Annotated in this window: 21 protein-coding genes; 9 read left to right on the forward strand and 12 right to left on the reverse strand. The window is 55.7% G+C overall.

The features are described 5' to 3' along the window. Positions 1-16: 16 nt before the first annotated feature. From CVE23_RS11400 to CVE23_RS11420, 5 genes are all read right to left on the reverse strand, one after another. Positions 17-775 carry a glycerophosphodiester phosphodiesterase family protein gene (locus CVE23_RS11400; RefSeq protein WP_038919089.1) on the reverse strand — a complete coding sequence of 253 codons (759 nt, stop codon included), beginning with the start codon at positions 773-775 and terminating at the stop codon, positions 17-19. A gap of 203 nt (positions 776-978) precedes the next feature. Then, positions 979-2106, reverse strand: a complete 1128-nt coding sequence (locus CVE23_RS11405; protein WP_100849573.1) for an extracellular solute-binding protein — start codon at positions 2104-2106, stop codon at positions 979-981. A gap of 35 nt (positions 2107-2141) precedes the next feature. Next, on the reverse strand, positions 2142-2975 hold the full coding sequence (locus tag CVE23_RS11410; protein WP_038919090.1) for an ABC transporter permease: 834 nt from the start codon (positions 2973-2975) through the stop codon (positions 2142-2144). 3 nt (positions 2976-2978) lie between these two features. Then, positions 2979-3833, reverse strand: coding sequence for an ABC transporter permease (locus CVE23_RS11415; protein WP_100849574.1), 855 nt, complete (start codon positions 3831-3833; stop codon positions 2979-2981). After that, complete coding sequence (locus CVE23_RS11420) at positions 3830-4912, reverse strand: ABC transporter ATP-binding protein (RefSeq protein ID WP_100849575.1); 1083 nt, start codon at positions 4910-4912, stop codon at positions 3830-3832. Before CVE23_RS11420 ends, CVE23_RS11415 begins: the two co-directional genes overlap by 4 nt. Positions 4913-5272: 360 nt before the next feature. Here CVE23_RS11420 and CVE23_RS11425 point away from each other — a divergent pair, with 360 nt between their 5' ends. After that, positions 5273-6397, forward strand: a complete 1125-nt coding sequence (locus tag CVE23_RS11425; protein WP_038919093.1) for an ROK family protein — start codon at positions 5273-5275, stop codon at positions 6395-6397. A gap of 49 nt (positions 6398-6446) precedes the next feature. Here the strand turns inward: CVE23_RS11425 and CVE23_RS11430 are convergent, their stop codons facing one another. Continuing rightward, on the reverse strand, positions 6447-7337 hold the full coding sequence (locus CVE23_RS11430; RefSeq protein WP_100850456.1) for a LysR family transcriptional regulator: 891 nt from the start codon (positions 7335-7337) through the stop codon (positions 6447-6449). A gap of 298 nt (positions 7338-7635) precedes the next feature. Here CVE23_RS11430 and CVE23_RS11440 point away from each other — a divergent pair, with 298 nt between their 5' ends. Together CVE23_RS11440 and CVE23_RS11445 are read left to right on the forward strand one after the other, a co-directional pair. Beyond that, positions 7636-8142 (forward strand): phenolic acid decarboxylase, encoded by a 507-nt coding sequence (locus CVE23_RS11440; protein WP_038919094.1) that lies wholly within the window; start codon positions 7636-7638, stop codon positions 8140-8142. 212 nt (positions 8143-8354) lie between these two features. Continuing rightward, positions 8355-9632, forward strand: a complete 1278-nt coding sequence (locus CVE23_RS11445) for a PTS ascorbate transporter subunit IIC (RefSeq protein ID WP_100849576.1) — start codon at positions 8355-8357, stop codon at positions 9630-9632. Positions 9633-9713: 81 nt separating this feature from the next. Here CVE23_RS11445 and CVE23_RS11450 read toward each other — a convergent pair whose 3' ends face one another. Continuing rightward, complete coding sequence (locus tag CVE23_RS11450; RefSeq protein ID WP_100849577.1) at positions 9714-11672, reverse strand: methyl-accepting chemotaxis protein; 1959 nt, start codon at positions 11670-11672, stop codon at positions 9714-9716. Between the two features lie 231 nt (positions 11673-11903). Then, on the reverse strand, positions 11904-12473 hold the full coding sequence (locus CVE23_RS11455; protein ID WP_038919097.1) for a hypothetical protein: 570 nt from the start codon (positions 12471-12473) through the stop codon (positions 11904-11906). A gap of 452 nt (positions 12474-12925) precedes the next feature. On the opposite strand from CVE23_RS11455, the gene sodC reads away from it, so the two are divergent. From sodC to uspE, 5 genes are all read left to right on the forward strand, one after another. Then, entirely contained in the window at positions 12926-13450 is a 525-nt protein-coding gene (gene sodC, locus CVE23_RS11460; protein ID WP_049855429.1) for a superoxide dismutase family protein, read from the forward strand. A 328-nt stretch (positions 13451-13778) separates the two neighbouring features. Further along, entirely contained in the window at positions 13779-15722 is a 1944-nt protein-coding gene (locus tag CVE23_RS11465) for a methyl-accepting chemotaxis protein (protein WP_100849578.1), read from the forward strand. A 174-nt stretch (positions 15723-15896) separates the two neighbouring features. Further along, complete coding sequence (ogt, locus tag CVE23_RS11470; RefSeq protein ID WP_038919102.1) at positions 15897-16436, forward strand: methylated-DNA--[protein]-cysteine S-methyltransferase; 540 nt, start codon at positions 15897-15899, stop codon at positions 16434-16436. Positions 16437-16599: 163 nt separating this feature from the next. Further along, on the forward strand, positions 16600-17352 hold the full coding sequence (gene fnr, locus CVE23_RS11475; protein WP_022633602.1) for a fumarate/nitrate reduction transcriptional regulator Fnr: 753 nt from the start codon (positions 16600-16602) through the stop codon (positions 17350-17352). Positions 17353-17485: 133 nt separating this feature from the next. Beyond that, positions 17486-18451, forward strand: coding sequence for a universal stress protein UspE (gene uspE, locus CVE23_RS11480; RefSeq protein ID WP_038919103.1), 966 nt, complete (start codon positions 17486-17488; stop codon positions 18449-18451). An 89-nt stretch (positions 18452-18540) separates the two neighbouring features. Here uspE and pntB read toward each other — a convergent pair whose 3' ends face one another. Together pntB and pntA are read right to left on the reverse strand one after the other, a co-directional pair. Further along, positions 18541-19929 carry a Re/Si-specific NAD(P)(+) transhydrogenase subunit beta gene (gene pntB, locus CVE23_RS11485; protein ID WP_038919104.1) on the reverse strand — a complete coding sequence of 463 codons (1389 nt, stop codon included), beginning with the start codon at positions 19927-19929 and terminating at the stop codon, positions 18541-18543. A 10-nt stretch (positions 19930-19939) separates the two neighbouring features. Beyond that, entirely contained in the window at positions 19940-21472 is a 1533-nt protein-coding gene (gene pntA, locus CVE23_RS11490) for a Re/Si-specific NAD(P)(+) transhydrogenase subunit alpha (RefSeq protein ID WP_038919105.1), read from the reverse strand. Between the two features lie 508 nt (positions 21473-21980). Between pntA and ydgH the strand changes: the two genes are divergently transcribed. Next, the gene (gene ydgH, locus CVE23_RS11495) at positions 21981-22931 is read left to right on the forward strand and encodes a DUF1471 family protein YdgH (RefSeq protein WP_038920972.1); all 951 of its coding nucleotides are present in this window, start codon (positions 21981-21983) and stop codon (positions 22929-22931) included. A 75-nt stretch (positions 22932-23006) separates the two neighbouring features. On the opposite strand, the gene kdsA is transcribed toward ydgH, so the two are convergent. After that, entirely contained in the window at positions 23007-23861 is an 855-nt protein-coding gene (gene kdsA, locus CVE23_RS11500) for a 3-deoxy-8-phosphooctulonate synthase (RefSeq protein ID WP_038919107.1), read from the reverse strand. Between the two features lie 56 nt (positions 23862-23917). After that, positions 23918-24727, reverse strand: coding sequence for an invasion regulator SirB1 (sirB1, locus tag CVE23_RS11505; RefSeq protein WP_038919108.1), 810 nt, complete (start codon positions 24725-24727; stop codon positions 23918-23920). Positions 24728-24808 lie beyond the last annotated feature (81 nt).

The following is a 24808-nucleotide window of genomic DNA, read 5'->3' on the forward strand; positions in this document are numbered from 1 at the left end:
CAACCCACTCCAGTTATCAACCCAGCAAATCAGGAATATCAGACAGGATCGTCTGCGCGCCATTAGCGAGGAAGCGCCGGGCCTGTGCGGCGTCATTGACGATCGCCACCGCGTATTCGATGCCGCTGTCCGCCAGAATGTGCTGGGCTTCGTCATCCAGCAGTGCCGACAGGCAGTGCAAAATCTGGCAGTGGGTTTCCTGCAACAACGCCACCGGCCGTTTGGGCGGCACCACCACGGCAAACGCTCGCGGCACATCCGGCATCAGTCGCGCCGCCGCCTGGATGGAACGAACGGAAAAACTCGACAGAAACAGGCGGTCGCGGTTGGCGGGCCACATCGATTTCAGCACGCCCAGCGCCACCTCCGCCGTTTCCACGTCGTCACCCGCCGTCGGTTTCAGCTCCAGCTGTAATCCCATATCCAGCTCCAGCACGCACGCGATCAGCTCCTGCAGCGTCGGGATGGTCACCCCGGCGAACGCTTCGCCGAATTGCGCTCGCGCATCCAGCCGGCGAATTTCCTCCAGCGTCAGGCCGGCGACCCAGCCGCGCCCGTTGGTGGTACGATCCACCCGATCATCATGGATGATCACCGGCTGGTTATCCCGCGTCAGTTTGACATCCACCTCCAGCCACGTCGCTCCCAGCTGCGCCGCCTTACGCATGGCTGCCAGCGTATTTTCCGGCGCCAGCGCCGAGGCGCCGCGGTGGGCGATTAGCGCGTCATTTACCACGCGGTGACGACGGAGGTGATCAGTTATCGCATCAGACATAATGGTTTCCCTGGTGTTTCAATGCATCGGTGTTGAGTAAGCAAATATGTTGAATTAAAAATACGTTCGGCCTTGCCCGCGTCGGATACAGAAAACGGTTTTCAAACGTCAGTTGTCCAAACATCGTTGTTCAAGCCTCAGTTGGTTAAACATCAGTTGGCTAAACGTCAACGGTTCAAACGTCATAACAAGGCCGCGCGATGTCATTTCAGCATCACGTTTTGGATAAACTGCTTTTTGATTTCATCGCCCAACGGCTTGGCCGCCCAGGCAAAACTGCGCGACCGATCCAGCGCATCCGCCGCCTGAGCGCCGTCGCCTGTCGGCGTCAACAACGCAGTGCCGAACTGCGTATGAAAGCGCTGTTGCGTGTCCGGCTGCGTCAGCCAGTGGATAAACAGTAACGCCGCCGCCTTGTGTTTGGCGTTGGCCGGAATCCCCACCACATTGCCGCCGCCCGGCATGCCAAAATCAGGCAGGTAGAACTTGATGTCCGGCGACACTTCGCCTTTGCGCTGTAGCGAAAGCACCAAATCCTCCCATGACGCGGCGAGTTTAAATTCGCCGGCATTCAGTCGGGTAATGCTGTCGGCATTGGACGCGCTGATCACCATGCTGCTTTTGTAACGGTTGAACCAGCGCCAGGACGGCGCAAGCCGTTGCAACACCTCCGGCGCGGCATTGCCGTCGCGGTAGTTCACGTCGGTGACCAACGCCCGGGTGACGGATTCGATAAACGCCGGACCGGAGCCGCCATTTTCCACGTTAAAGGCGAACTCACCGGGGTTTTTCACCAGAAACTGTTCGAACTGAGGCAGTGAGTGCGGCAGCGCGGCCGCGTCGATGCGGGCCGAATTGTAGGCGATAACGGTCTGATTGCCCCAGAACGCCACCGCGTAGCCCTGGGTATCGACCCCTTCGATCTGGTAGGTCAGCTTGTCGCCGGCCGGCAACCGGGATCTGAGCGGCCCCCAGAACAGTTTGGGTCCGTTTAACAACCCGAACTGGCTGCCGCCCACCGAGATTACGTCGATATCGCCTTGCTCACGGTGCTGTTCCGCCAGCAGTTTATTGATGCTGGCCATCGCCTCGCCATCCGGAATGGTGACCCGAATGCCATACTGTTTCTCGAACGCTTTCACCTCTTCGCGCAACCGGTCCTGATAGTACCAGTTGAACCAGGTAAGCTGACCTTCCTGACGCGCCTGCGCCTCCACATCCTGCCAGGACATCGCGTTCAGCTCCGCCGCCTGCGCCGGATACAACGGCAACAGCAGTGCCGGCAGCGCCATCAGCTTTCGTAGGTTTGACAGCTTGAGTCGAGTAAGCATGCAAGATTCCCCTGAATGGTTAAGCGGCATCGTCGCTATCCTTTGTTGACGAACGCAGACGCCGGAACATTTTTGAGACAGCGCTCCATCAGCAGCATCAACACCACGTTGGGTACCACCAGAATCAGCGACACCACCGCCGCGTTGGGCCGAATGAAGTTATAACCCAGGTACGAATACAGAATGGTCGGCACGGTGATAAAGTCGGGCGCGCCCACAATGTAGGAAACGGAAAACTCTTCGATGGACAGAATGAACACCATGATCATCGCCGCCATCGTCCCGGACTGAAGCGCCGGCCAGTAAGCCACCCGGAAGATTTCCCGTCGGGAGGCCCCCAGGTTGCGCGCCGCATCCACCAGATCCTGCCGGACCTGACTGAAAGAGACGCTCAGAATGCGGATGGCGTACGGCAGAAACAGCACCGTGTGACCGAGAAAGATCCCCATGAAGCGCGAGTACACGCCCAGCCGCGTCAGCAATGAGGAGAAGAAGATCGCCACCACGAACCCCGGCAACACAATCGGCAGCAGCGTCAGCGCCTGCGCCAGCCCTTTGCCGGGAAACGACAGCCGACCAAACGCGTAGGCGGTCGGCATCGCCAACAGCAGGCAGGTCAGCGTCACCATCGGCGCCAGCAGATAGCTGTGCAACAGCGCGTCGGGCAGCGATGTGTTGTGCCATAATTCACGCCAGCGCAGCAGCGACAATACCGGCGGGAAGACATCCGGGTACGCCCACGGGTGCGACGGATCCACCAATGACCACAGCACCGCCATAGCAAACGGCAGAATCAGCCAGACGGTCCCCAGCAGCAGGATCACCGCTACCAGCAGGCGGTTGAGTCGGTCAATCACAGCCTGTTGCATCGGCTATCTCCTCATCCCGTTCACAACCACGCGCGCCGCCACCGCCAACAACCCGGCGCCCGCCAGCGACAACAGCATCAGCATCACCGCCACCACCGCCGCCTGATTCCAACCCTCAGCGCCCGACTGCTGCACGCGCAGCATCAGTTGCGACATGGAATTGAGATTGACCGGCCCCGCCACCGACTGAAAGGAAAAATCGCCGGCGGCGCCGATAAAGATCAGCATCATCGCCGTCTGCAACGCCCGCAGCGTCAGCGGCAGCACAATGCGGCGAAAACGGACCCAGGCGCCGGCGCCGAGATTACGGGCGGCGTCCAGCACCGCGTCGCCGATGGCCTGTACCGAACCGCTCAGCAGCAGCAACGCAAACGGCATCTGTTTCCAGATCTGCAACAGAACCACACCGATGCCGCTGGCGTCGTTTTGCATCCGAATCGGCCGCTCCGTCAGCCCCAGCCGCAGCATGGCGACATTGAGAAACCCCTGATAAGAGATGAAATTGACGAACAGAAACGCCGCGGTCAGCCCTGGCACCAGCAGCGGCGCTTTCAGCAACGCACGCAGGGTGACGGCCCCCGGAAACGGCTTGCGCAGCCAAATCGCCAGCGGGTAGGCCAGCGCCACCGACAGCAGCGCGCTGAGCAGCGCAATGCGCGCCGAATAGAAAAAAGAGCGCCACAGTTGTTCGTCGGTCAGCATGGTTTGCCAGAAACGCAGCGATAACCCGCTGTCACCGGCAAAATTGAAGAACCCCAGCGACTGGGAAAACGCCATCCCCAGCACCGCGCCCATCGCCAGCATGATGATCCCCAGCCCCGGCAGCAGCATCAGGTAAGCCATCAACGACGATCTCATGCCGCCACCGCCTCGCGTAAAAACCGCAACGCGCCGGGCGCCAGCGAAAAATAGTAGGTTTCGCCCTCCAGCAGCGGCTGATAACCCAACAGTTGGATACGGTAATGAACGTTGTCGGTATCCTGATGATAGCCTTCAACATCCGTCAGATTGCCGAGAAAGGTCTGGCGTTTAACCCGCAGCGAAAAGATATTCTGCCCCAGCGCGGGCAACGACAGCAGGCAGGCGTTTTCCGGCCGCCAGCAGAGATAGACCCGCTGCTGAGCCGGCGGCTCGTCCGACGCCACTGTGAATTCGCCCAGCGCGGTGGCGACCCGATACTGCCCGGCGTCCCCATCCCGCGCGGTGACTGTCCCCACCATAATGTTGGCGGTGCCGATAAAATCGGCCACAAAGCGGTTGACCGGCCGGTGATAAATCTCCTGCGGGGTTCCAGACTGAATCACGCTGCCGCCGTGCATCACGACAACCTTGTCGGACATCGCCAGCGCCTCCGCCTGGTCGTGAGTCACATAAACCGCGGTAAAACCGTGCTTACGCTGCAAGGCGCGGATCTGCAACCGCAGTTGCTCGCGCAGCCGGGCATCCAGATTGGACAAAGGCTCGTCGAACAACATCACATCCGGGCGCACCGCCATTGAACGCGCCAGCGCCACTCGCTGCTGCTGACCGCCTGATAGCTGGGTGGGCAATTTATCCAGATGCCCGGCCATCGCCACGGTCAGCGCAGTTTCAACGACCCGGTGGCTCAACGCTTCCCGCGGTATTTTGCGCTGCTGTAATCCAAAGGCGATGTTTTCCGATACCGTCAGGTGGGGAAACAGCGCATAAGACTGAAAGCACATCGCCGTATTGCGTTTTTCCGGCTCCAGGCCGTTCATTTCCCGGCCGCCAATGCGGATATGCCCGCCGTCCAGCGGGACAAAACCGGCAATGGCGCGCAGCAGCGTGGTTTTGCCGCATCCGGACGGCCCCAGCAGCGTGACGAACTCTCCTTCGTTAACGTCAAACGACACCCCTTTGAGGACAGCAACATCACCGTAGGCCACACTGGCGCGCTCCACTTCCAGTCTACTCATTACATAGTCTCCCGTGAGTCGCAAGGCATCATGTTCAGCAAGGTGAAAACGTCGTTAATTCAACTTATAATGCAGTATGCATAATAATAATGACAGATATGTTGCAAAGATGTAGTCAAAAGAAGAAGGCTTAATTTATTGATATCAAGATAAATATATAAAAACATCCTACAGATTCGTTTTCGACACGCTTATTTTGGGGTTGTATATCATGCATGGTGAAATTATCATTCGTTATGTTTAATAATTCACACGATATGCATTAGCGGCGACGCCTCGTTGGCGCTGATTTAACCGCACGATTTAGCGATATAAAAAGGATCGGCACACCATGAATACTCGCTCTGGAACTGGCGTCTGATGCGGTCAATACTTCACGCTGACGAAAGCATTACCGTGAACGAACGTATGGTGCTGGACATTGTCCGCCGCCATCGGCACATCATGCGTTCGGCGGTGTCCCCACAGACCAACCTCACCCAACCGTCGGTACACCGCATCATCGACAGCCTGCTGGAACGCGGACTGCTGAGGCTGGGCGAAAGCGTCGTACACGGACGCGGCAAACCCAGCCCGTCGCTGGAGCTGACGCCCGCCGCGCGCTACAGCATCGGCATTTCGGTAAATACCGATATGCTGGCGTTCTGCCTGTGCGATTTCAGTTGCCAGGTCGTGCATGAAGAAACGCTGGATATCGCGCTGGATGACCGCACGCGGGCGATGTTTGCGCTGAAAGACCGGGTGCGCAAGGCGCTGCAACGCTATGCCATTCCGGCGTCGGCCGTCGTCGGCATCGGGTTCGCCATCGCCGGTTATCTGATGGAAGAGAAACGGCTGTTCAATGCACCGGAACCGCTACGCGACTGGTCACTGGTGGATCTTAAAAGCGAGCTGGAAACCCTGTTCGATCTGGATGTCTGGACGGAGAACAACGCCACCACCGGCGCCATCGGCGAATCCGTGCTGGGCGCGGGGCTGCAATACCCCACCTTCGGCTACCTGTCGTTCAATTACGGGTTTGGCGCCGGCCTCATCCTCAATGGGCAGCCTTTTTCCGGCGCGTTCGGCAATGCCGGGGAAATCAGCCGTATTTATACCGAACAGGAATTCACCTCCCGCCCGGCGCTGGGCGAACTGCTCAAGCGGCTCAATGCGCGCGGGATCGATATCCAGCGGGTCAGCGCCCTGCGCCAGCAGTTCGACCCGCAATGGCCGGGCGTGGACGAGTGGGTGGCGGAAGTCAGGCCGTACCTGAACCGGGCGATTGACGCGTTGCGGGCGGTGATTGACCCGGCCGCTATCGTGTTTGGCGGCGAATTGCCGACGGCGCTGGGCGAGATGCTGCTCGACGTACCGCCGATCCAACAGCCGCCGCGTTACGGCCTCGCCGCCCACTATCCCCAGCTGTTGCTAAGCCGGATCCAGCACGACCCGTCGGTGATTGGCGCGGCGTTGATGCCGTTCAAAGCACGTTATTTCGCCTGACGGCCGTTTGGTGTAAACCGCCGGCAAGCCTGGGTGACAACGTCACTTTTCAGGCTGGCGTTGCCGCGGCTGTCAGCAATGTCACCAGAGTGGCGACCTCTGCGTCGCAGGGCTGTTTTTCTTCCTCCACCACCAGATACAACGGTGTGAAACGCCGACCGCCCTGCGGCAGCGGCAGCGGTTTCAGATCGCCGGAAGCCAGCCAGGGCGCGATGCGCGCCTCCGGCATCCAGCCATAACCGACGCCATGCATGACGGCTTCTATCGCGGCTTCGACCGTGGTGAACGTCCAGTTTTCGGCGCTGGCCGGCTTACGCAAACTGTCTTTTTGCTGTTGCCGGTCGATGATTTCAATCAGCGGATACGCTGCGAGATCCTGAAACGATAACGGCGCGGCTAGCCGGTGCAACGGATGTTCACCCCGGGCGACGGCCACAAACGCCATTTCCATCAGTAGCCGCCCCCGGTTGATGCCCTCCCACGGTCGGGAAATCAGCCAGATATCCGCCTGATAATCCGCCAGTTGCGCCCGGCTTTCACTACGCAGCACCTCCATCAGATGCACCTGCGTATGCGGGTGGCGAGACTGAAAGGTGCGCAGCGCGCTAAACAGCATGGATTTAGGAAAAATACTGTCCACCACCAGATCGATTCTGGCTCGCCCGCCACGCCGTAGCACTTCCGCCCGCGACTCCAGCGCCTGAAAAGCGTTTAGCAACGGAATCACCTGCGCCAGCAATTGCTGCCCCTGCGCCGTCAGCACCGTTCTGCGCCCGGATGGCGCCAGCAGCGACACACCCAGCCGCTCCTGCATCAACGACAATTGGTAACTGACCGAAGATTGACTGCGGTTGAACGCCTGCGCCGCCGGGGCAAAACCGCCCAGCTCCACCACCGCCTGCAGCAGCGTCCATTGTTCCAGTGTGGTTTTCGTCAACATCATGCTTCAGCCCGCCTTTGTGTACCGAGTGTATCGTTCAGCCATCGCCTCAATTCATCTAATTATCAAATTAATTAGCGCTAAAAACAGCGTTATTCATCAACTTAATCCGCTTTTATACTCCCGTTAAGAGCCTATCCCAATAGGCGTAATTGGCGTAGCCAGTTTGGACATGGGAAGCCGCGGAGAACCCGGAGCGTAGACGTAGTACGTGAGGAGTTCGAGCACTGCCCAGGGCCCAAATGGCAAGTAAAATAGCCTATTGGGACAGGCTCTAAGTCAACAAAAGGAAAACAGTATGAGTAGCTTCGACAAACAGGATCTCAGCGGTTTTGTGGGAAAACATCTGGTCTACACCTACGACAACGGCTGGAATTACGAGATCTACGTGAAAAACGATCACACGCTGGATTACCGCATTCACAGCGGCATCGTGGGCAATCGCTGGGTGAAGGACCAGCTGGTGTTTATCGCCCGCGTCGCCCGCGACGTTTACAAAGTGTCCTGGACGGAACCGACCGGCACCGACGTGAGCCTGATCATCAATCTGGGCGATCGGATTTTCCACGGCACCATTTTCTTCCCCCGTTGGGTCATCAATAACCCGGAAAAAACCGTCTGCTTCCAGAACGATCACATTCCGCTGATGGAGTCTTATCGTGCGGCAGGACCGGCCTACCCGACTGAAGTGATTGACGAATTCGCCACCATTACCTTTGTGCGCGACTGCGGCGAAGACGATAACAACGTTATCAATTGCCCGGCCAGCGACCTGCCGGACAATTTCCCGCAGAATCTGCGTTAAGTCACCCTGCGGCGGGCCGCCCGGTTCGCCGTCTCTTTTCCCCAGCCGTACCGCATTCATACCACCGCTATACGCCTGCGCCGGGCAAAATCAGACATCATCAAATTGAAGTGGAACGCCGTTTTGAAAAATGCAAAAATCACCCGTTCCGCGTGAATACGGCCCGTTTTCACGCTTTACAGAATAACCGTTAACTTTATGGATGAAGAAATATGGATATTTTGCTTAGTCTGGTCAAAACCCCGGCGGTGATTATCGCCATCGTGGCGTTTCTCGGGTTGCTGTTTCAGCGCGCCCCGCTTTCCCGCCTGATTACCGGCACCTTTCTGTCTTTTATCGGTTTTACCATGATAAAAATTGGCGGCAGCATTCTGATGAAAGTGCTGACCGCCTTCAGTTCGCTGTTTTCTCATGCCTTCGATATTGTCGGCGTGGTGCCCAGCAATGAGGCCATCATGGCGGCGACCATTGACAAGATTGGCGCGACCGCCGCGCTGATCCTGTTGTTCGCCATGGTGTTGAATATTCTGTTGGCCCGATTTACCCGGTTGAAATACATCTACCTGTCGCTACATCTGGTGCTGTTCATGGCCTTTGCCTTTACCGCGGTACTGATTCAGCTCAATTACAGCAATACCACCATCATTGTGGTGTCCTCAATGCTGATCGGCCTTTACATGGCCGCGTCGCCCTATATTCTCAGCCGATTCAGCCGCACCATCATCGGCTCCAACGAATACGCCATTTCCCATGCCGCCATCTCGTCCTATGTGTTGGGGTCGTATATGGGAAAATGGTTCGGCAACAAAAACAGCGACACCGAACATCTGACGCTCAGTCAACGCTTCGACTTTCTCCGCGAACCGAATGTGGCCACGCTGTTGACCATGCTGGTGCTGTTGCTGCTTTCCTGCCTGTTCGCCACCCGGCCGCAAATCAGGGACGCGATGGTGATGGTGTACGGCGCGGGCGCTGCGGATAAAAACGTGGTGATTTTCATTCTGGAACAGTCCGCCACCTTCGCCTGCGGTCTTTATCTGGCCAAGGCCGGCGTGAACCTGTTCACGGCTGAAATCGTGCCGGCGTTCAAGGGCTTCGCCAATGTGTTCGCTCCCGGCGCCATTCCGGCGGTCGATGTGATGGTGCTGTTTACCAAAGCGCCCAACGCCACACTGATCGGCTTTCTGATCAGTTTCTCGGTGGAGCTGGTGTGCATTCTGCTGTTCCCGCTGATTGGGCTGCCGATTATCGTGCCCGGCATCATGGCCAGTTTTATCACCGGCGGCGCCGCCGCCATTTTCGGCAACGCCACCGGCGGCGTGCGCGGCGCGGTGATCGCCAGCAGCCTGAATGGTCTGCTGCTGTGCGTGCTGCCGGCGCTGACATTGCCGTTGTTTTCGCATCTTGGCGCGCAGGGCGTCACGTTCGCCGACCCGGATTTCACGCTGCCGGCGCTGATTCTGGATCGTCTGCTGCGCTGGTTTAACTGACGTATTGTTCAGCCCATCCCAAAACACAACGGCAGGCCACCAGGGCCTGCCGTTTTTCTCTGTCATACCGAATACGTCGGCTCAGAAAGTCGTCCAGTTATCCGCTGACGAACTGTCTGAACGACCGGCGGGCAACGCGGCGGGACGAGCGCTGCGATCCGCTATCTGCGCTCTGCTGTCCGCCATGCGCGGGCGAGCGGCAAGCGCCGGCTCATCCTGTGGCGACAGGCGGAATACCGACACCAGCCGCGACAACTTCGCCGCCTCATCTTCCAACGAATTCGACGCCGCAGACGATTCATGCACCATTGAGGCGTTCTGCTGAATGGTGGTATCCATTTCCGATACCGCCGCGCCTATTTGCGCGATGCCGCGGCTCTGTTCATCCGACGCCGAGGCGATTTCGCCCATGATGTCGTGTACCCGTTTGACGGATGCCATAATGTCATCCATCGCGCTCCCTGCGTCCGACACCAGCACCGTCCCGGTATTCACCCGGGTCACCGATTCTGAAATCAGCCCTTCAATCTCTTTGGCCGCCTGGGAACTGCGCTGCGCCAGATTACGTACCTCGCCGGCCACCACCGCAAAACCGCGCCCCTGTTCCCCTGCGCGCGCCGCTTCCACCGCGGCGTTCAGCGCCAGGATATTGGTCTGGAACGCAATGCTGTTGATGACGGTGGTAATATCGGAAATCTTTTTCGAACTACCGGAAATATCATCCATAGTCTGGATCACCTTGTGGATGATCTCGCCGCCCCGATTGGCGTTACCGGAAGCCTGCTCGGAAATCTGGCTGGCATGCCGGGCATTGTCGGCGTTGTTTTTCACCGTGGCGGTCAACTGCTCCATGCTGGCGGCGGTTTCCACGATCGCCGACGACTGCTGTTCAGTACGCGACGACAGATCATTGTTACCGGCGGCGATATCCGAAGAGGCTTTCGCCACGCTGTAGACGCTGTGCCGGATATCGGCGATCAGCTGACGCAATTTTTCAGTCATCGACATCATCGCCAGCGTCAGTTGCCCCAGCTCATCATGGCGTTCCACCACCACACTGGCCGACAGATCGCCGCCGGCGATCTTCTCCGCCAGTTTCAGGTTGGCGATCACCGGTCGGGTAATCTGGCGGGTAACCGACCAGGCAATGAATAGCCCCAGCACTACAGCGGCGATGCCGGAAATGACCGTCTGGAACACCGAGTTATTGATAATATCGTTGTTACGAACGCCGATTTTTTTGAGAATGCCATCGATATCGCTAATCAGTTTGTCACCGGTCGCCCTGAGCGCGGAATCAGTCGTTCTCAACTGATTAACCTTGTCGTTGTATTTCACTCCGCTCTGGTTATAGCGCTCAATTCGGTTACCGAGTTCGCCGACGCTATTTTTAGCCTCCGCAGGGAGCAATCCATTCAGGGTGTCGAAGGATTTTTTCGCCTGATCATACCCCCCCTGCATCGATTTAAACGCCGCTTCGCTGCCTTCCTTTTGCAACAGATGCACTTTATCCACCAGCTGTGCGTAGAGCACGGTGGTTTGATGGTACTGACGCAACAGAGTGGTATCGCTTAAACTGGTGTAAAGCGCATCGCTCAGGGCTTCTTTCTGGTCAAGCGCGGCGATCTCTTTGGTGACATCGTTCATGCCGTCAACACTGTTTTTGACACGATCGATATTTTTGGCGTATTCCGTAAAGTCCTGCGCCACATTGCTAAAATCGCTCTGATACGTCGCATCCCAACGCAGCGCGTTGGCTTTTTCATTTAGCTGACGAGCTTGTTCAAGGTATTTATTCAGGTTGTTGAGGTTGTCATTATTGAGCGAATACGTGAATTTAATACGGGCAATTCGGGTAAGATCAATAAAGTTTCCCATTTCATTCATGATCGAACTTTTGACATACAAATCCTGAATCATGAAAAAACGGACCGAGCTGAAGGCCGACGCCAAAATAACCAGCAGCAGCACAAGGCCAAATCCGCCATACATCTTGTGAGAGATCTTTAGATTTCGCACATAATTCCCAAACACACTCATCCTTGCTTCTCCGACTGGGTGGAAGGCGCCGTGATAAAGGCGACAGATATTTTTACTTATCGGAATAAAATGGTGTTTTTTTAGCAAAATTGGGTGACATAAATCACATTTCGTGCAAAACAATGCTTTATTTCAATCAAAAATGATTGATTGTCATCATCAGCACCGTGATTCTCAACAAAACAAGCCCCTGCCGGAAGGCAAGGGCTGAGCAGTCGGGCAAAAATGTGGTTATTTTGCCGCCAGCAGATTTTTCCCAATCGCCAGCGCCACGCTGGCCTGACGCTGCTGCGCCGGCTCAAACAATTTGTTGTCCACCAGCGTCACCGGCTGGATTTCAACGATACGGCCTTTAACCACGGCAGAGCACAGCGAATGCACCACCTGGTCATTCAGAATGGTCAACAGGCAACGGAATTTGGGTGAGCCATCAGCAACCAGATCCTTTTTTTCCGGCCGGATGCGTTGGCGCAGCATCTCTTTTTCGGAACTGGCGACCACGGCATCCAGTTCACTGTCGCCAGCCACCGCCTGCCCGTTTGCCAACGGCGGCGTATAAATGGTGACCAGCGCCTTACGCTTGGTTGCGGTATCCACATATTCCGCCTGTACCGAATGCTCTTTCGCATCCACCTCCACCCTCTGCCGTTTCAAACCATCGACAACCGTCGGCAGTGCATCGGCCAGTTGCTGCGAGGTATAGCCGGCGATCAGATCCGGATTGCTGTTGTCGGCAAAACCATAGAGCGGCATAGCCAGTAACAAACCGCACAGTCCTTTCGTTATCACGCCCTTACTCATTTTCTTCTCTCCTTATACGCCTGATTTTTTGATATGAACCATCCCCTGATAACACTATATATCGAATTGTTTTTTTATCAGTGTGATAGCGTCAATTTTTACCGCAATTCGGTTGTTCCGAAACGCTATCGCCGATTCGGCGCGACGATCGGTAATCCGCCGTTCGGCTTTTTCCCGACGCTCTCCCTTTCTTAGCCTGTTCAACCCGACACGCACGTCAGCGACGAAACCGAAACCCAGAGCAGGCTATACACGCCTTTTTCCGCGCCGCTGCGGGCAAATCGCGATGCAAAAAGTGACAACGTCACCACAAAGACTGGCGCGCCGTACCACGGCAACTATAGTTTTGTTGGGTGACCCGACACCACTCAGTCCTCTGCATGGCCGCCGGTTGCGCGGCGCAGTGAACCAACACGCTGAAAACCCATGACAATGGCAAAGAAGGGAACATCATGAAACTGAAAGCATTGATTCTGTCCAGCCTGTTCGTCAGCGCGATAGCCGGCGCCGCCAGCACCACGGTAACGCTAAAAGAAGCGTTGCCAACCGGAGACGGCAACACGCTTGGCGATATCACCATCACCGAAACAGAATACGGTCTGCTGTTCAGCCCCAATCTGAAAGGATTGCCGCCTGGCATCCACGGCTTCCACGTGCATGCCAACGCCAGCTGTGCGCCGGGCGAGCAGAACGGCAACAAGGTGCCGGCATTGGCGGCCGGCGGCCATCTGGATCCACAAAAAACCGGTCGACACCTTGGCCCTTACAACGACAAAGGACATCTTGGCGACCTGCCAGGGCTGGTGGTTAATGCCGACGGCACCGCCAGTTATGAATTACTGGCGCCGCGGTTGAAGTCGCTGTCGGAGGTGAAAGAACACGCACTGATGATTCACACCGGCGGCGATAACTACGCGGATACGCCGAAAGAGCTGGGCGGCGGCGGTATGCGTATCGCCTGCGGCGTTATCCACTAACATTTTGTCAGTTGATGCGGCCGAAGACAGACGGCTGCATCGCTGACTTCCACACCATTTCCTGACGCCTGATGTTTGCACTGAAGCGTGGAGAACACGAAAATCATTAGAATATATAAACTGTTCCGATAAGTTATGAATGTTCTGCCGCCGATATATCGGCCGATAACAAGCCACGACTGGTCGATGTGATCCCGTACACGGAAATGAGTTTCTTGCTTGTTCTGGTGGTAGTGGGTGATCGGGATCACCCACTGACCTGACGGCATCTCGTAGGATGACTTGGGCTTCCCATTAAATTAATTTAAATATAGGGAGTGGGAATATCATGTCATCTTTCCTGAGCCATATCACAATTCCGGGTTTAAAAAGGAACCGCCCTGCACGCGGGGCCTATCGCTGTGATGCTTTACCCACTTCGCTGTCGGCCCTCGGGTTACCGTCAAAACCGGGGTTACTGCTGGTATTTGTGCCGCCTGAAGCCAATTTCTCGGAGGTTAATCGCGCCTGGCAACGTTTTTCCGCCCCTCATCGCACCGTCATCACCCTCTCGTCCACCGGCGCATTATGCAGTCAGCGACATCACTCCACTTACTGTGACATGGATGGTCCGTATGGCAGTTGGCTGTGGATGCCCCAGTCGCTGATCGCCAAACATGAGGTGCATCTGGTGGATCTGCACATGCATGACAAACCCAATGCCCGCGTCAGGATCGATGCCATCAGGCGGGAACTGGAGCGCCTGGACGTCAGTATGCCGCTCTCCTCGGATAACACGTTTGCGCTGATTTATTGCGATGGCCTGGCCGCGTCGGAAGGGTTTCTGATGCAAGCCTGGTATGCCTGTCGCCGTTTCCCCTGTCTGACTATTGGCGGCGCGGCGGGCGGGCGGCTGGATTTCAGCGGAACCTACATCGGTGCGGATAACGCGGTGTTGCAGGGAAAAGCGGTGATCGTGTTCTGCCAGATGGCGCCCGGTAAGTCCTTTGCGCCGTTCAAGAGCCAGAACTTTACCCCGACGAAACAAAGCTGGCTGGTGGCGGAGGCCGACCCCGTCGCCCGCACGGTTAAATCCGTCTTTGACGCCAACGGTCATGAGCAGCCAATCATTGAGGCGATCGCCTCATGTTTACGTTGTCCGCCCGACCAGGTCGGCCAGCATCTGACAGGAAAAACTTTTGCGGTTAAAGTTAATGACGAATACTTCGTCCGCTCTGTCGCATCGATTAAAGAAGACCGCATTGCGTTTTTCTGCGATCTGGAGTTTGGCGACCGTCTGTATCTTATGCAGTCAACGGATTTTATCGCCACGACAGAGCGGGACTGGCAACAGTTCATGTCGCAATACGGCAAGCCGGATCTTGTCCTGCTCAACGACTGCGTATTACGCCGGGCCGGCAACACCAATCTGGAACAGGCCCATTTTTTTGATCAGATCCCCGCGGCGGGTTTTTCCAGTTTTGGTGAAATTCTGGGCGTGCCGATTAACCAGACGCTATCGGCGCTGGCATTTTTCAGTCGTGACGTTAAAGCGATGACGCATTTCCCGGTCGAATACGCCGCGTACGCCGGCCACTACGCTCAGCGCGCGTTGCGACGCTGGGAAGCCCTGCACGACATTCAGTCTACCGTGGTCAAGCAAGTAGTCGATTACGAGCAGGCGCTGGCGCCATTGTTAACGGCCATGCCGCAACTGGAGCAGGCGACGTTACGGCAAAGCGAGACGCTGGATGTGGCCCAAACCAGTATTCGCGCGATTAGCGACTCCGCTTCGAAGACACAGGAAGCACAGTCCCGGCTTGAAACCGGCCTCAACGATCTGGAGCGTATTTCAAAAGGCATCAGTCATATCACCAGCGGCATTAACGCCATTGCGGATAAAACCAATCTGCTGGCGCTGAATGCGGCGGTGGAAGCCGCGCGCGCCGGCGAGGCGGGCCGGGGATTCGCCGTGGTCGCCGACGAAGTGCGCAAACTGGCCAGCTCATCCAAAGAGCAGGTGGACGCCACCACTCACAGCATCAACGAAGCCGTCGAAACCATCGCGCATATCCGCGCCATTGCACAACAGACGGTAACGACGACAGCACAGATGGCGGATAAAAGCATCTCGGCGGCGAATCAAATCGCCGACATGAGCGCTGAAACAGACAAGGACCGGGCCAATATGACCGCCAACCTGAGCAATCTGAAGGATCTCGCCAGGGGCATGGATGCCATGCAGGATGCCGTCAACCAGTTGACTACTCTGCAAAAACTCGCCTCTTCCTAAACCAGCCGACAGCCGGAGGCGGCGGCCGTTTTCCCCCCACCGCCGCCGCGTTTTCCTGAAAAAATCATGCAGTTTTTATGTGACAGACGGCGCTATTAAAGCGACAATGCTGACCACGCTTAAATCAGGTTATAGCGTCATCTTAATTGACCGACGTTTCACAACACGATATCCATGCAGACATTTTTATTTGACACGCTATCTACGCCCATCGGGGAATTATTATTGATTGCCGATGAAAATTATCACCTTAGGGCAGTGGAATGGCGTGAATATGAAGAAAAATTATATCAATCTCTGAATAAGCGTTATCGCCACGATCCGTTCGTGTTAAAAGCCTGTAATAATCCTGGTGGATTAACCGATACTCTGCGCGCCTATTTCGCCGGCGACCTGCATAGCATTGAAACGCTGCCGGTAGCCGCCGCCGGGACGGATTTTCAGCGCCAGGTATGGCAGGCGCTTCGCACTATATCCTGCGGTAGTACAACCACTTACGGCGAGCTGGCCGCCAGACTCGGCCAACCGGGCGCCGCCCGCGCCGTCGGTCTGGCTAATGGCGCCAACCCGATCAGCATCGTGGTTCCCTGCCATCGGGTTATCGGTGCGCAAGGCGCGCTCACCGGTTATGCCGGCGGCATTCATCGCAAACAATGGTTATTAACTCACGAAGGGTATTTGCCGCAGCAAAATTTATTCAATACCGACCATTAACTTACCGTGGATGGCGTGTCGCCAGGGTAAAAAATCCGAATGTGATGGTAAAAATATTAATAAGCTCACTATTTATTGGTCAGTTCCAGAGATAGCGGATCTTATCAGACCCAATAAAAGCTGTTAAAATTGACCGATATCAATTATCGCCTGAGTAAAGTCTATGATTCCTGAAAAGCGAATAATCCGACGCATTCAGTCTGGCGGTTGTGCAATCCATTGTCAGGACTGCAGCATCAGCCAACTGTGTATTCCTTTCACGCTGAACGAGCATGAACTTGACCAGCTCGACAACATCATCGAAAGGAAGAAACCCATCCAGAAAGGGCAAGCGTTGTTCAAGGCCGGTGATGAACTGAAATCGCTGTACGCCATCCGCTCAGGCACCATCAAAAGCTACACCATCACCGAGCAGGGTGATGAACAGATCACCGGTTTCCATCTGGCGGGCGATCTGGTCGGGTTTGACGCCATCGGCAACGCCCAGCATCCCAGCTTCGCTCAGGCGCTGGAAACCTCCATGGTGTGCGAGATCCCGTTTGAAACGCTGGACGATCTGTCCGGTAAGATGCCCAATCTGCGTCAGCAGATGATGCGGCTGATGAGCGGCGAAATCCGTGGCGATCAGGACATGATCCTGCTGTTGTCAAAGAAAAACGCCGAAGAGCGTCTGGCGGCGTTCATCTACAACCTGTCCCGCCGTTTCGCTCAGCGCGGCTTCTCGCCCCGCGAATTTCGCCTGACCATGACCCGTGGCGATATCGGCAACTATCTTGGCCTGACGGTGGAAACCATCAGTCGCCTGCTCGGCCGTTTCCAGAAAAGCGGCATGCTGGCGGTAAAAGGCAAATACATCACTATCGAAAATATCGAAACGCTGGCCGAGCTGGCCGGTACTTCACGTAGCAAAGCGTAACACCGCCTTCCCCTGACCGGATCAATGATTGCTCTGAATTGTCGATCCGGTCTTCATCACCAGTTGTTCAAAGCGATTTCCTTGCGTTACTCTTAACGGGCAGGCTGCAGAGTGACAGCCAACAGGAGGAGCTATGGCGAAGTATCAGAACTTACTGGTAGCTATTGACCCCAATCAGGATGACCAGCCCGCGTTGCGACGGGCCGTTTATCTGGTCCAGCGACTTGGTGGCCGTATCAAGGCGTTTTTGCCTATCTACGACTTTTCCTACGAAATGACCACCCTGCTCTCTCCGGATGAAAGAACCGAGATGAGACAAGGGGTTATCGCCCAACGAACCGAATGGATTGCGGAACAGTGTAAATACTATCTTGATGCGGGAATCGCTATTGATATCAAGGTGGTCTGGCATAACAAACCTTATGAAGCCATTATTCAGGAGGTGATTGCCGGGAAACACGACTTATTGCTCAAAATGGCTCATCAGCACGACCGGCTGGAAGCGGTGATTTTCACCCCAACCGACTGGCAGCTGTTGCGTAAATGCCCCTGCCCGGTGTGGATGGTGAAAGATCAGCCGTGGCCGGAAGACGGCCGTGCGCTGGTGGCGGTCAATCTGGCCAGCGAAGACCCGTATCACGATCCGCTCAATATCAAACTGGTGTCGGAAGCGTTGGATCTGGCTCGTCAGGTCAATCAGACCGAAGTTCATCTGGTGGGCGCCTACCCGGTCACGCCCATCAATATCGCCATCGAATTGCCGGATTTCGACCCCGGTGTTTACAACGGCGCCATTCGTGGTCAGCACCTGCTGGCGATGAAATCGCTGCGACAGAAATTCAACCTGGACGAACGTGTAACCCATGTGGAGAAGGGACTGCCGGAAGAGGTCATTCCCGACCTGGCAGAACATTTGCAGGCTGGCGTGGTGGTACTGGGCTCGCTGGGGCGCACCGGTTTGTCCGCTGCGTTTATCGGCAACACGGTGGAACATGTCATTGACCACCTGAAGTGCGATCTGCTGGCTATCAAACCGGACGATTTCGTCTCGCCGGTAACCCAGCAGGGAGAAGCCGACAATCCGGATGAAAACGCCTGACGTCCGTCGCGTATACCACCAAATGACAACGGGGGCCAGACGGCCCCCGTTGTGTTCCTGCAACCGACCGCCTTCTGGCGGGATCGGGCTTACAGCGCTTTCAGAATCGCCTCGACGCTTTCCTTGGCATCGCCAAACAGCATCTGGGTATTTTCTTTAAAGAACAGCGGGTTCTGCACACCGGCATAGCCGGTATTCATCGAACGCTTGAACACAATCACGTTTTGCGCCTTCCACACTTCCAGCACCGGCATACCGGCAATCGGGCTATGCGGATCTTCCTGCGCCGCCGGATTGACGGTGTCGTTGGCGCCAATCACCAGCACGGTGTCGGTCTCGGCGAAATCATCATTGATTTCATCCATTTCCAGCACGATGTCGTAAGGCACCTTGGCTTCCGCCAGCAGAACGTTCATATGTCCTGGCAAACGCCCGGCGACCGGGTGAATACCGAAGCGCACATTAACGCCGCGTGCCCGCAGTTTGGCGGTAATGTCATGCACCGGATACTGCGCCTGCGCCACCGCCATGCCGTATCCCGGCGTAATGATCACCGAAGTGGAGTTTTTCAGCAGTTCCGCCACCTCTTCCGCCGTGGTTTCACGATGCTCGCCAACCGCTTCATCACTGCCAGTAGAAGAACCGTCGGTACCGAAACCGCCGGCAATCACGCTAATGAACGATCGGTTCATCGCCTTGCACATGATGTAGGACAGGATGGCGCCGGAAGAACCCACCAGCGCGCCGGTAACGATCAGCAGATCGTTGCTCAGCATGAAGCCCGCTGCCGCCGCGGCCCAACCGGAATAGGAGTTCAGCATGGAAACCACCACCGGCATGTCCGCGCCGCCGATAGACGCCACCAGATGCCAGCCAAACGCCAGCGCAATCAGCGTCATCAGCAACAGCGCAAACACCTGCATGGCTACGCTTCCGGTTTTAACAAACACCAGCAACAGTAAGAATGACAATACCAGCGCCAGCAGATTCAGCTTATGACGATTAGGCAGCATCAGCGGTTTGGATGAGATCAGACCGCGTAGTTTGCCAAACGCGACGATCGAGCCGGTAAAGGTCACCGCACCGATGAAAATCCCCAGAAACACTTCGGTCAGGTGGATATTTTCCATGATCGGGTCAGCAATATCGCCTTCGCCGATAAAGCTGTTAAAACCGACCAGCACCGCCGCAAAACCGACAAAACTGTGCAGAATCGCCACCAGTTCCGGCATTTCGGTCATTTCCACCTTGCGAGCCAGATGCACGCCGATAGCGCCACCAATCACCATCGCCGCGATAATCCATCCCACGTTGCCGGCGTTCGGCCCCAGAATGGTCGCCAGCAGCGCAATGGTCATCCCGCTGATGCCGAAAATGTTCCCCTGACGGGACGTCTCGTGTTTGGATAAGCCAGCCAGGCTGAAAATAAACAAAATTGCAGCAACGATATACGCTGCCGTCACTAGTCCTCCAGACATCCGTTACCCCTTAATTCTTGCGGAACATTTTCAGCATGCGCTGAGTGACGGTAAACCCGCCGAAAATATTGATGCTGGCGATCAGCACGGCGATGAAGGAGAAAAAGGACACCCATCCACCATGCCCGATCTGCAACAACGCGCCCACCACAATGATGCCGGAAATAGCATTGGTGACCGACATCAACGGCGTATGCAACGCGTGGCTGACGTTCCAGACCACGTAGTACCCCACCACGCAGGACAGCGCAAATACGGTGAAGTGCGACAGGAACTCTTTCGGCGCCACATTCGCCAGCCAGCCAAACAGCACAATAGCGATTGCGATGAAAATGAATTTTTTCCAGGGCGACGCGGGCTTAGCGTCCTGCTGCGCGACGGCGGCGGCGGCCGGTTTGGCCTGCTGCGGCTGAGCGGAAACCTGAATCGGCGGTGCCGGCCAAGTGATTTCGCCAGACTTGATGACCGTCACGCCACGGATGACGTTGTCGTCGAAATCGATATCGATCTCGCCGTTTTTCTCTTTGCACAGAAGCTTCAGCAGATTCACCAGATTGGTGCCGTACAGCTGTGAAGATTGCGTCGACAAACGGCTCGGCAAATCGGTATAACCGATGATTTTCACACCATTTTCCGTTACCGTGACCCGATCCGCGACGGTCAGTTCGCAGTTGCCGCCGGTCTGGGCCGCCAGGTCGACAATCACGCTGCCGGGCTTCATACCCTGCACCATTTCTTTGGTGATCAGGCGTGGGGCCGGTTTGCCTGGAATCAGCGCGGTGGTGACAATAATATCCACCTCTTGCGCCTGCGCCGCGAACAACGCCATTTCAGCTTTGATAAAGGCTTCGGACATCACCTTGGCGTAGCCGTCGCCGCTGCCGGCTTCTTCTTCGAATTCCAGTTCCAGGAACTCGGCGCCCATGCTTTTAACCTGCTCTTTCACTTCGGGGCGGGTATCGAACGCACGCACAATGGCGCCCAGGCTGCCTGCCGCGCCAATTGCAGCCAGGCCAGCCACACCGGCGCCGATAATCAGCACCTTAGCCGGCGGCACTTTACCTGCGGCCGTGATCTGACCGGTGAAGAAACGGCCGAATTCATGCGCGGCTTCAACAATAGCGCGATAGCCGGCAATATTCGCCATCGAACTCAGCGCATCCATGGACTGGGCGCGCGAAATACGGGGCACGGAATCCATCGCCAGCACCGTCACCTGGCGCGCCGCCAGCGTTTCCAGCAATGCCGGGTTCTGTGCCGGCCAGATGAAGCTGATAATCGTGCTGCCGGCACGGGTCAATTCCACTTCCTCATCCAGCGGGGCATTAACCTTGAGCAGGATATCGCTCTGCCAGACAGCCGCTGTATCCAGAATCGTCGCGCCGGCTTGCTCGTAAGCCTCATCCTCAAAACTGGCGAGTTTTCCAGCCCCACGCTCAATGGCGACCTCAAAGCCCAGTTTCAGCAGTTGCTCCACCGTTTTTGGCGTGGCTGCGACACGGGCTTCATTGGCCAACCTCTCTTTTGGTACACCAATACGCATTGTGAATCCCTTTTCGTTGTCACGAAGGTTTTATATGGTTGTGTCAATCACCTAAAAACTAACTTGTCGCCGTTGCCAGCACCCTCGGCGATAGCGATAAGTCCCTTTATAACCTACTTAAAATGGAATTAATGATCCACCGCTAAAACCATTTGGTTCTAAAAGCAGAATTTTGGCAGGTTACGATGCTTATTTGTGGTCAAAAATCACAGCTAAAACAGATTTTTCTACCATTATTACCACGTCAATGTTTCGAGCCATCTCACAAAAAGACCCTGTTAACGCTTTGTTAAGCGCATTAATTCCGATAAATATCGTTTATAAAAGGAATTCGGTTATTAATAGTGATTATTTCCATTTTTCTCTTCTTCCATTATCACTCGGTGGTTTTGCGGGATTTGGCTTAAAATGCAGAGGCATAACGTCAGGTTCCGTGCCATAATCAGCGGCTACCACAGAAGATGGCTTGGTACGTATTTACCGTATGCGTCAGGCGAAAGGATTTTTTATGAAGCTGAAAACTAGCGTTGTTGCATCCACTCTTTTATCAATAGTAGCGTTTTCGGCGCAGGCTGCGCAGGAACTTACGCCAGAGAAAGCAGAATCACTAAAACCCTTTGAGCGTATTACCTTTCTAGGTCGTTACGATGCCATTTACGAAGCGGCGGCCGATGCCTCTAAAAAGGCGGATGAGCGCGGCGCGGCGGCTTTTTATATTCAAAGCACCTCGGAAGTGAACGGCGGACGTTGGGCTGTCACTGTGGATCTGTACCACAAGGACGCGCCGGAAGCGACCAAAGACACGAGTTACCGTGAATTCAGCGGCGTGAAAGAACTGCCGAAAGATGAAGCGGTACGTCTGGAACCCTATGACACCGTCACGGTCACCGGCTATTTCGGCAACCAGCCGGAAGTCAATGAATCCATCGGCAAAGCAGCCAAACAGAAAAACGCTTATTCCTTCTATATCGTGCGTCAGGTCGATATCAACTCCAGCGGCGCAACCCAGTCCATCACCGCTTTCGTCTACAAGAAAGATGCGCCGAAACGTCAGGTGCAAAGCCCGGATGCCATTCCGGCAGACTCTGAAGCCGGTAAAGCCGCGATTGCCGCTGGCGGCGTAGCGGCTTCCAAAGTGGAAATCCCCGGCGTGGCGACGTCTTCCAGCCTGAGTAACAAGGTCGGCAATTTCTTCCAGACCCAGTCGTCATCAGGTGGCTCACGTTATACCGTCACCATGCCCGATGGCACAAAAATTCAGGAACTGAATAACGCGACTGCTGCACAGATGGCGCCGTTTGATTCCATTACTCTGCGCGGTAGTTTCAATAGCCCGACCGATATCTCCGAAGAGGTTGCCAAACAGGCAGCGAAAAAAGGCGCCAAGTTCTACCACATCACCAAAGAGTGGCAGGAAAAAGGCGACCACTACACCATCGGCGCCGATTTGTACAAATAACCATTTGTGCACATAGCGATTACGCGATGATAAAAAAACCGCCAGTTGGCGGTTTTTTTGTATCTTGCAGACGGCTCAGTTGCTGGTATCCAGTTCCGGGAAGCTTTTGACCAGATCATCGATCGCTTTCATCTGCTGCAGGAACGGTTCCAGTTTATCCAGCGGCAAAGCGGAAGGACCGTCACACATGGCGCTATTCGGCTCCGGATGGGCTTCAATAAACAGCCCCGCAATCCCGACCGCCATACCGGCACGCGCCAGTTCAGCCACCTGGGCACGGCGTCCGCCAGACGCGGCGCCGAACGGATCGCGACATTGCAGCGCGTGGGTCACATCGAAAATCACCGGCGCGCCGTGGGAAACCTGCTTCATGACATTAAAGCCCAGCATATCCACCACCAGGTTGTCGTAACCAAAGTTGCTGCCGCGATCGCACAGAATTACCTGCTCGTTGCCGCCCTCGCGGAATTTATCCACGATATTGCCTACCTGCCCCGGGCTGATGAACTGCGGTTTTTTGATGTTGATGACCGCGCCGGTTTTCGCCATCGCTTCCACCAGATCGGTCTGGCGAGCGAGGAACGCCGGCAACTGAATCACATCCACCACCTCGGATACCGGTTGTGCCTGCTGCGGTTCATGCACGTCGGTAATGATTTTCACGCCAAAAGTTTGCTTCAGTTCCTGGAAAATCTTCATCCCTTCTTCCAGACCCGGACCACGGTAAGAGTGGATGGAGGAGCGGTTCGCCTTATCAAAAGACGCCTTGAAGACATAGGGGATGCCCAGTTTCTGCGTTACCGCGACATAGTGTTCGCAAATCCGCATCGCCAGATCGCGGGATTCGAGCACATTCATGCCACCAAACAGTACAAACGGCAGAGAGTTGGCAACCGGGATATCTCCGATGTTAACCACTTTATTGTTCATAAACTTACCTTATTGTCGGATAAATCAGATGATCGGGGTTCAGGCGCTTTCCCGAACTAGTGCAGCACAATCTGCTTCTGCTCGATGGAGTGGATCTGCACCTTGATCATTTCGCTAACCGGATCTTCCGGGCATTGTTCCACGAAATAGCTCAGGTCTGACAAGGCGATATGGTCGCACTCCAGCTGTGCGTAAATCAGGCCGCGGTCACGGATTTCATACGGATCTTCCGGATCGAACTGCAACACGGCTTCACTGGCGCGCAACGCCAGCTCCATCTGTTTCTCTTCCATCAACGCGACCTTGAGCGTATCCAGCAGCTTGCGGACAATCATCACGTTTTCCGCCTCATCCAGATCGCTATCCATCAGCCTGGCGGAAAGACCAATGTTGCCTTTTAGCCACACTTCCAGCACGTGTTCACTCAGCGTGTCGCCGTTCAGCGGATTAATCAGCCACATTTCATCGTCGAGCCAGTCGGCGCGTAAAATCAGTTGGGTAGGGAAAATTACCGGCATCAGCGGCAGCCCCAGCTGATTGGCAATATGCAGGAAGATGATTCCCAACGACACCGGCATCCCCTGTCGGGTCGCCAGCACGTTGTCCAGCCACAGGACGTCGGACAAATGGTAAACGCCGCTGGCGCCGCCAAAGCCCCAGGTATGGAAAAAGAGCTCAATGAGCTGCTCCAGCTGTTGATCCTGATCCAGATCGGCGGAGATGGCCGCCCGCGCTTCTTCAACGAGTTGCTGCAGATTTTGTCTCACTTCCTGCGCGGAAAAATCACGGCGTATTGACTGGGAAACCAGAATCACGCCTTCACTTAAGGGTGACTGGTTAAATTCAAAATCAGCAATAGAACTCATAGTTATTCCATCAAGCAAAGATAACGTCAGCTGCACGTCTGAAAAAGCAAACTTCTCTATCGGCCCATGCATGCCTTGCGG

Origin of the sequence: Dickeya fangzhongdai, assembly GCF_002812485.1 — a bacterium.
In the GTDB taxonomy this organism is placed as follows: Bacteria; Pseudomonadota; Gammaproteobacteria; order Enterobacterales; family Enterobacteriaceae; genus Dickeya; species Dickeya fangzhongdai.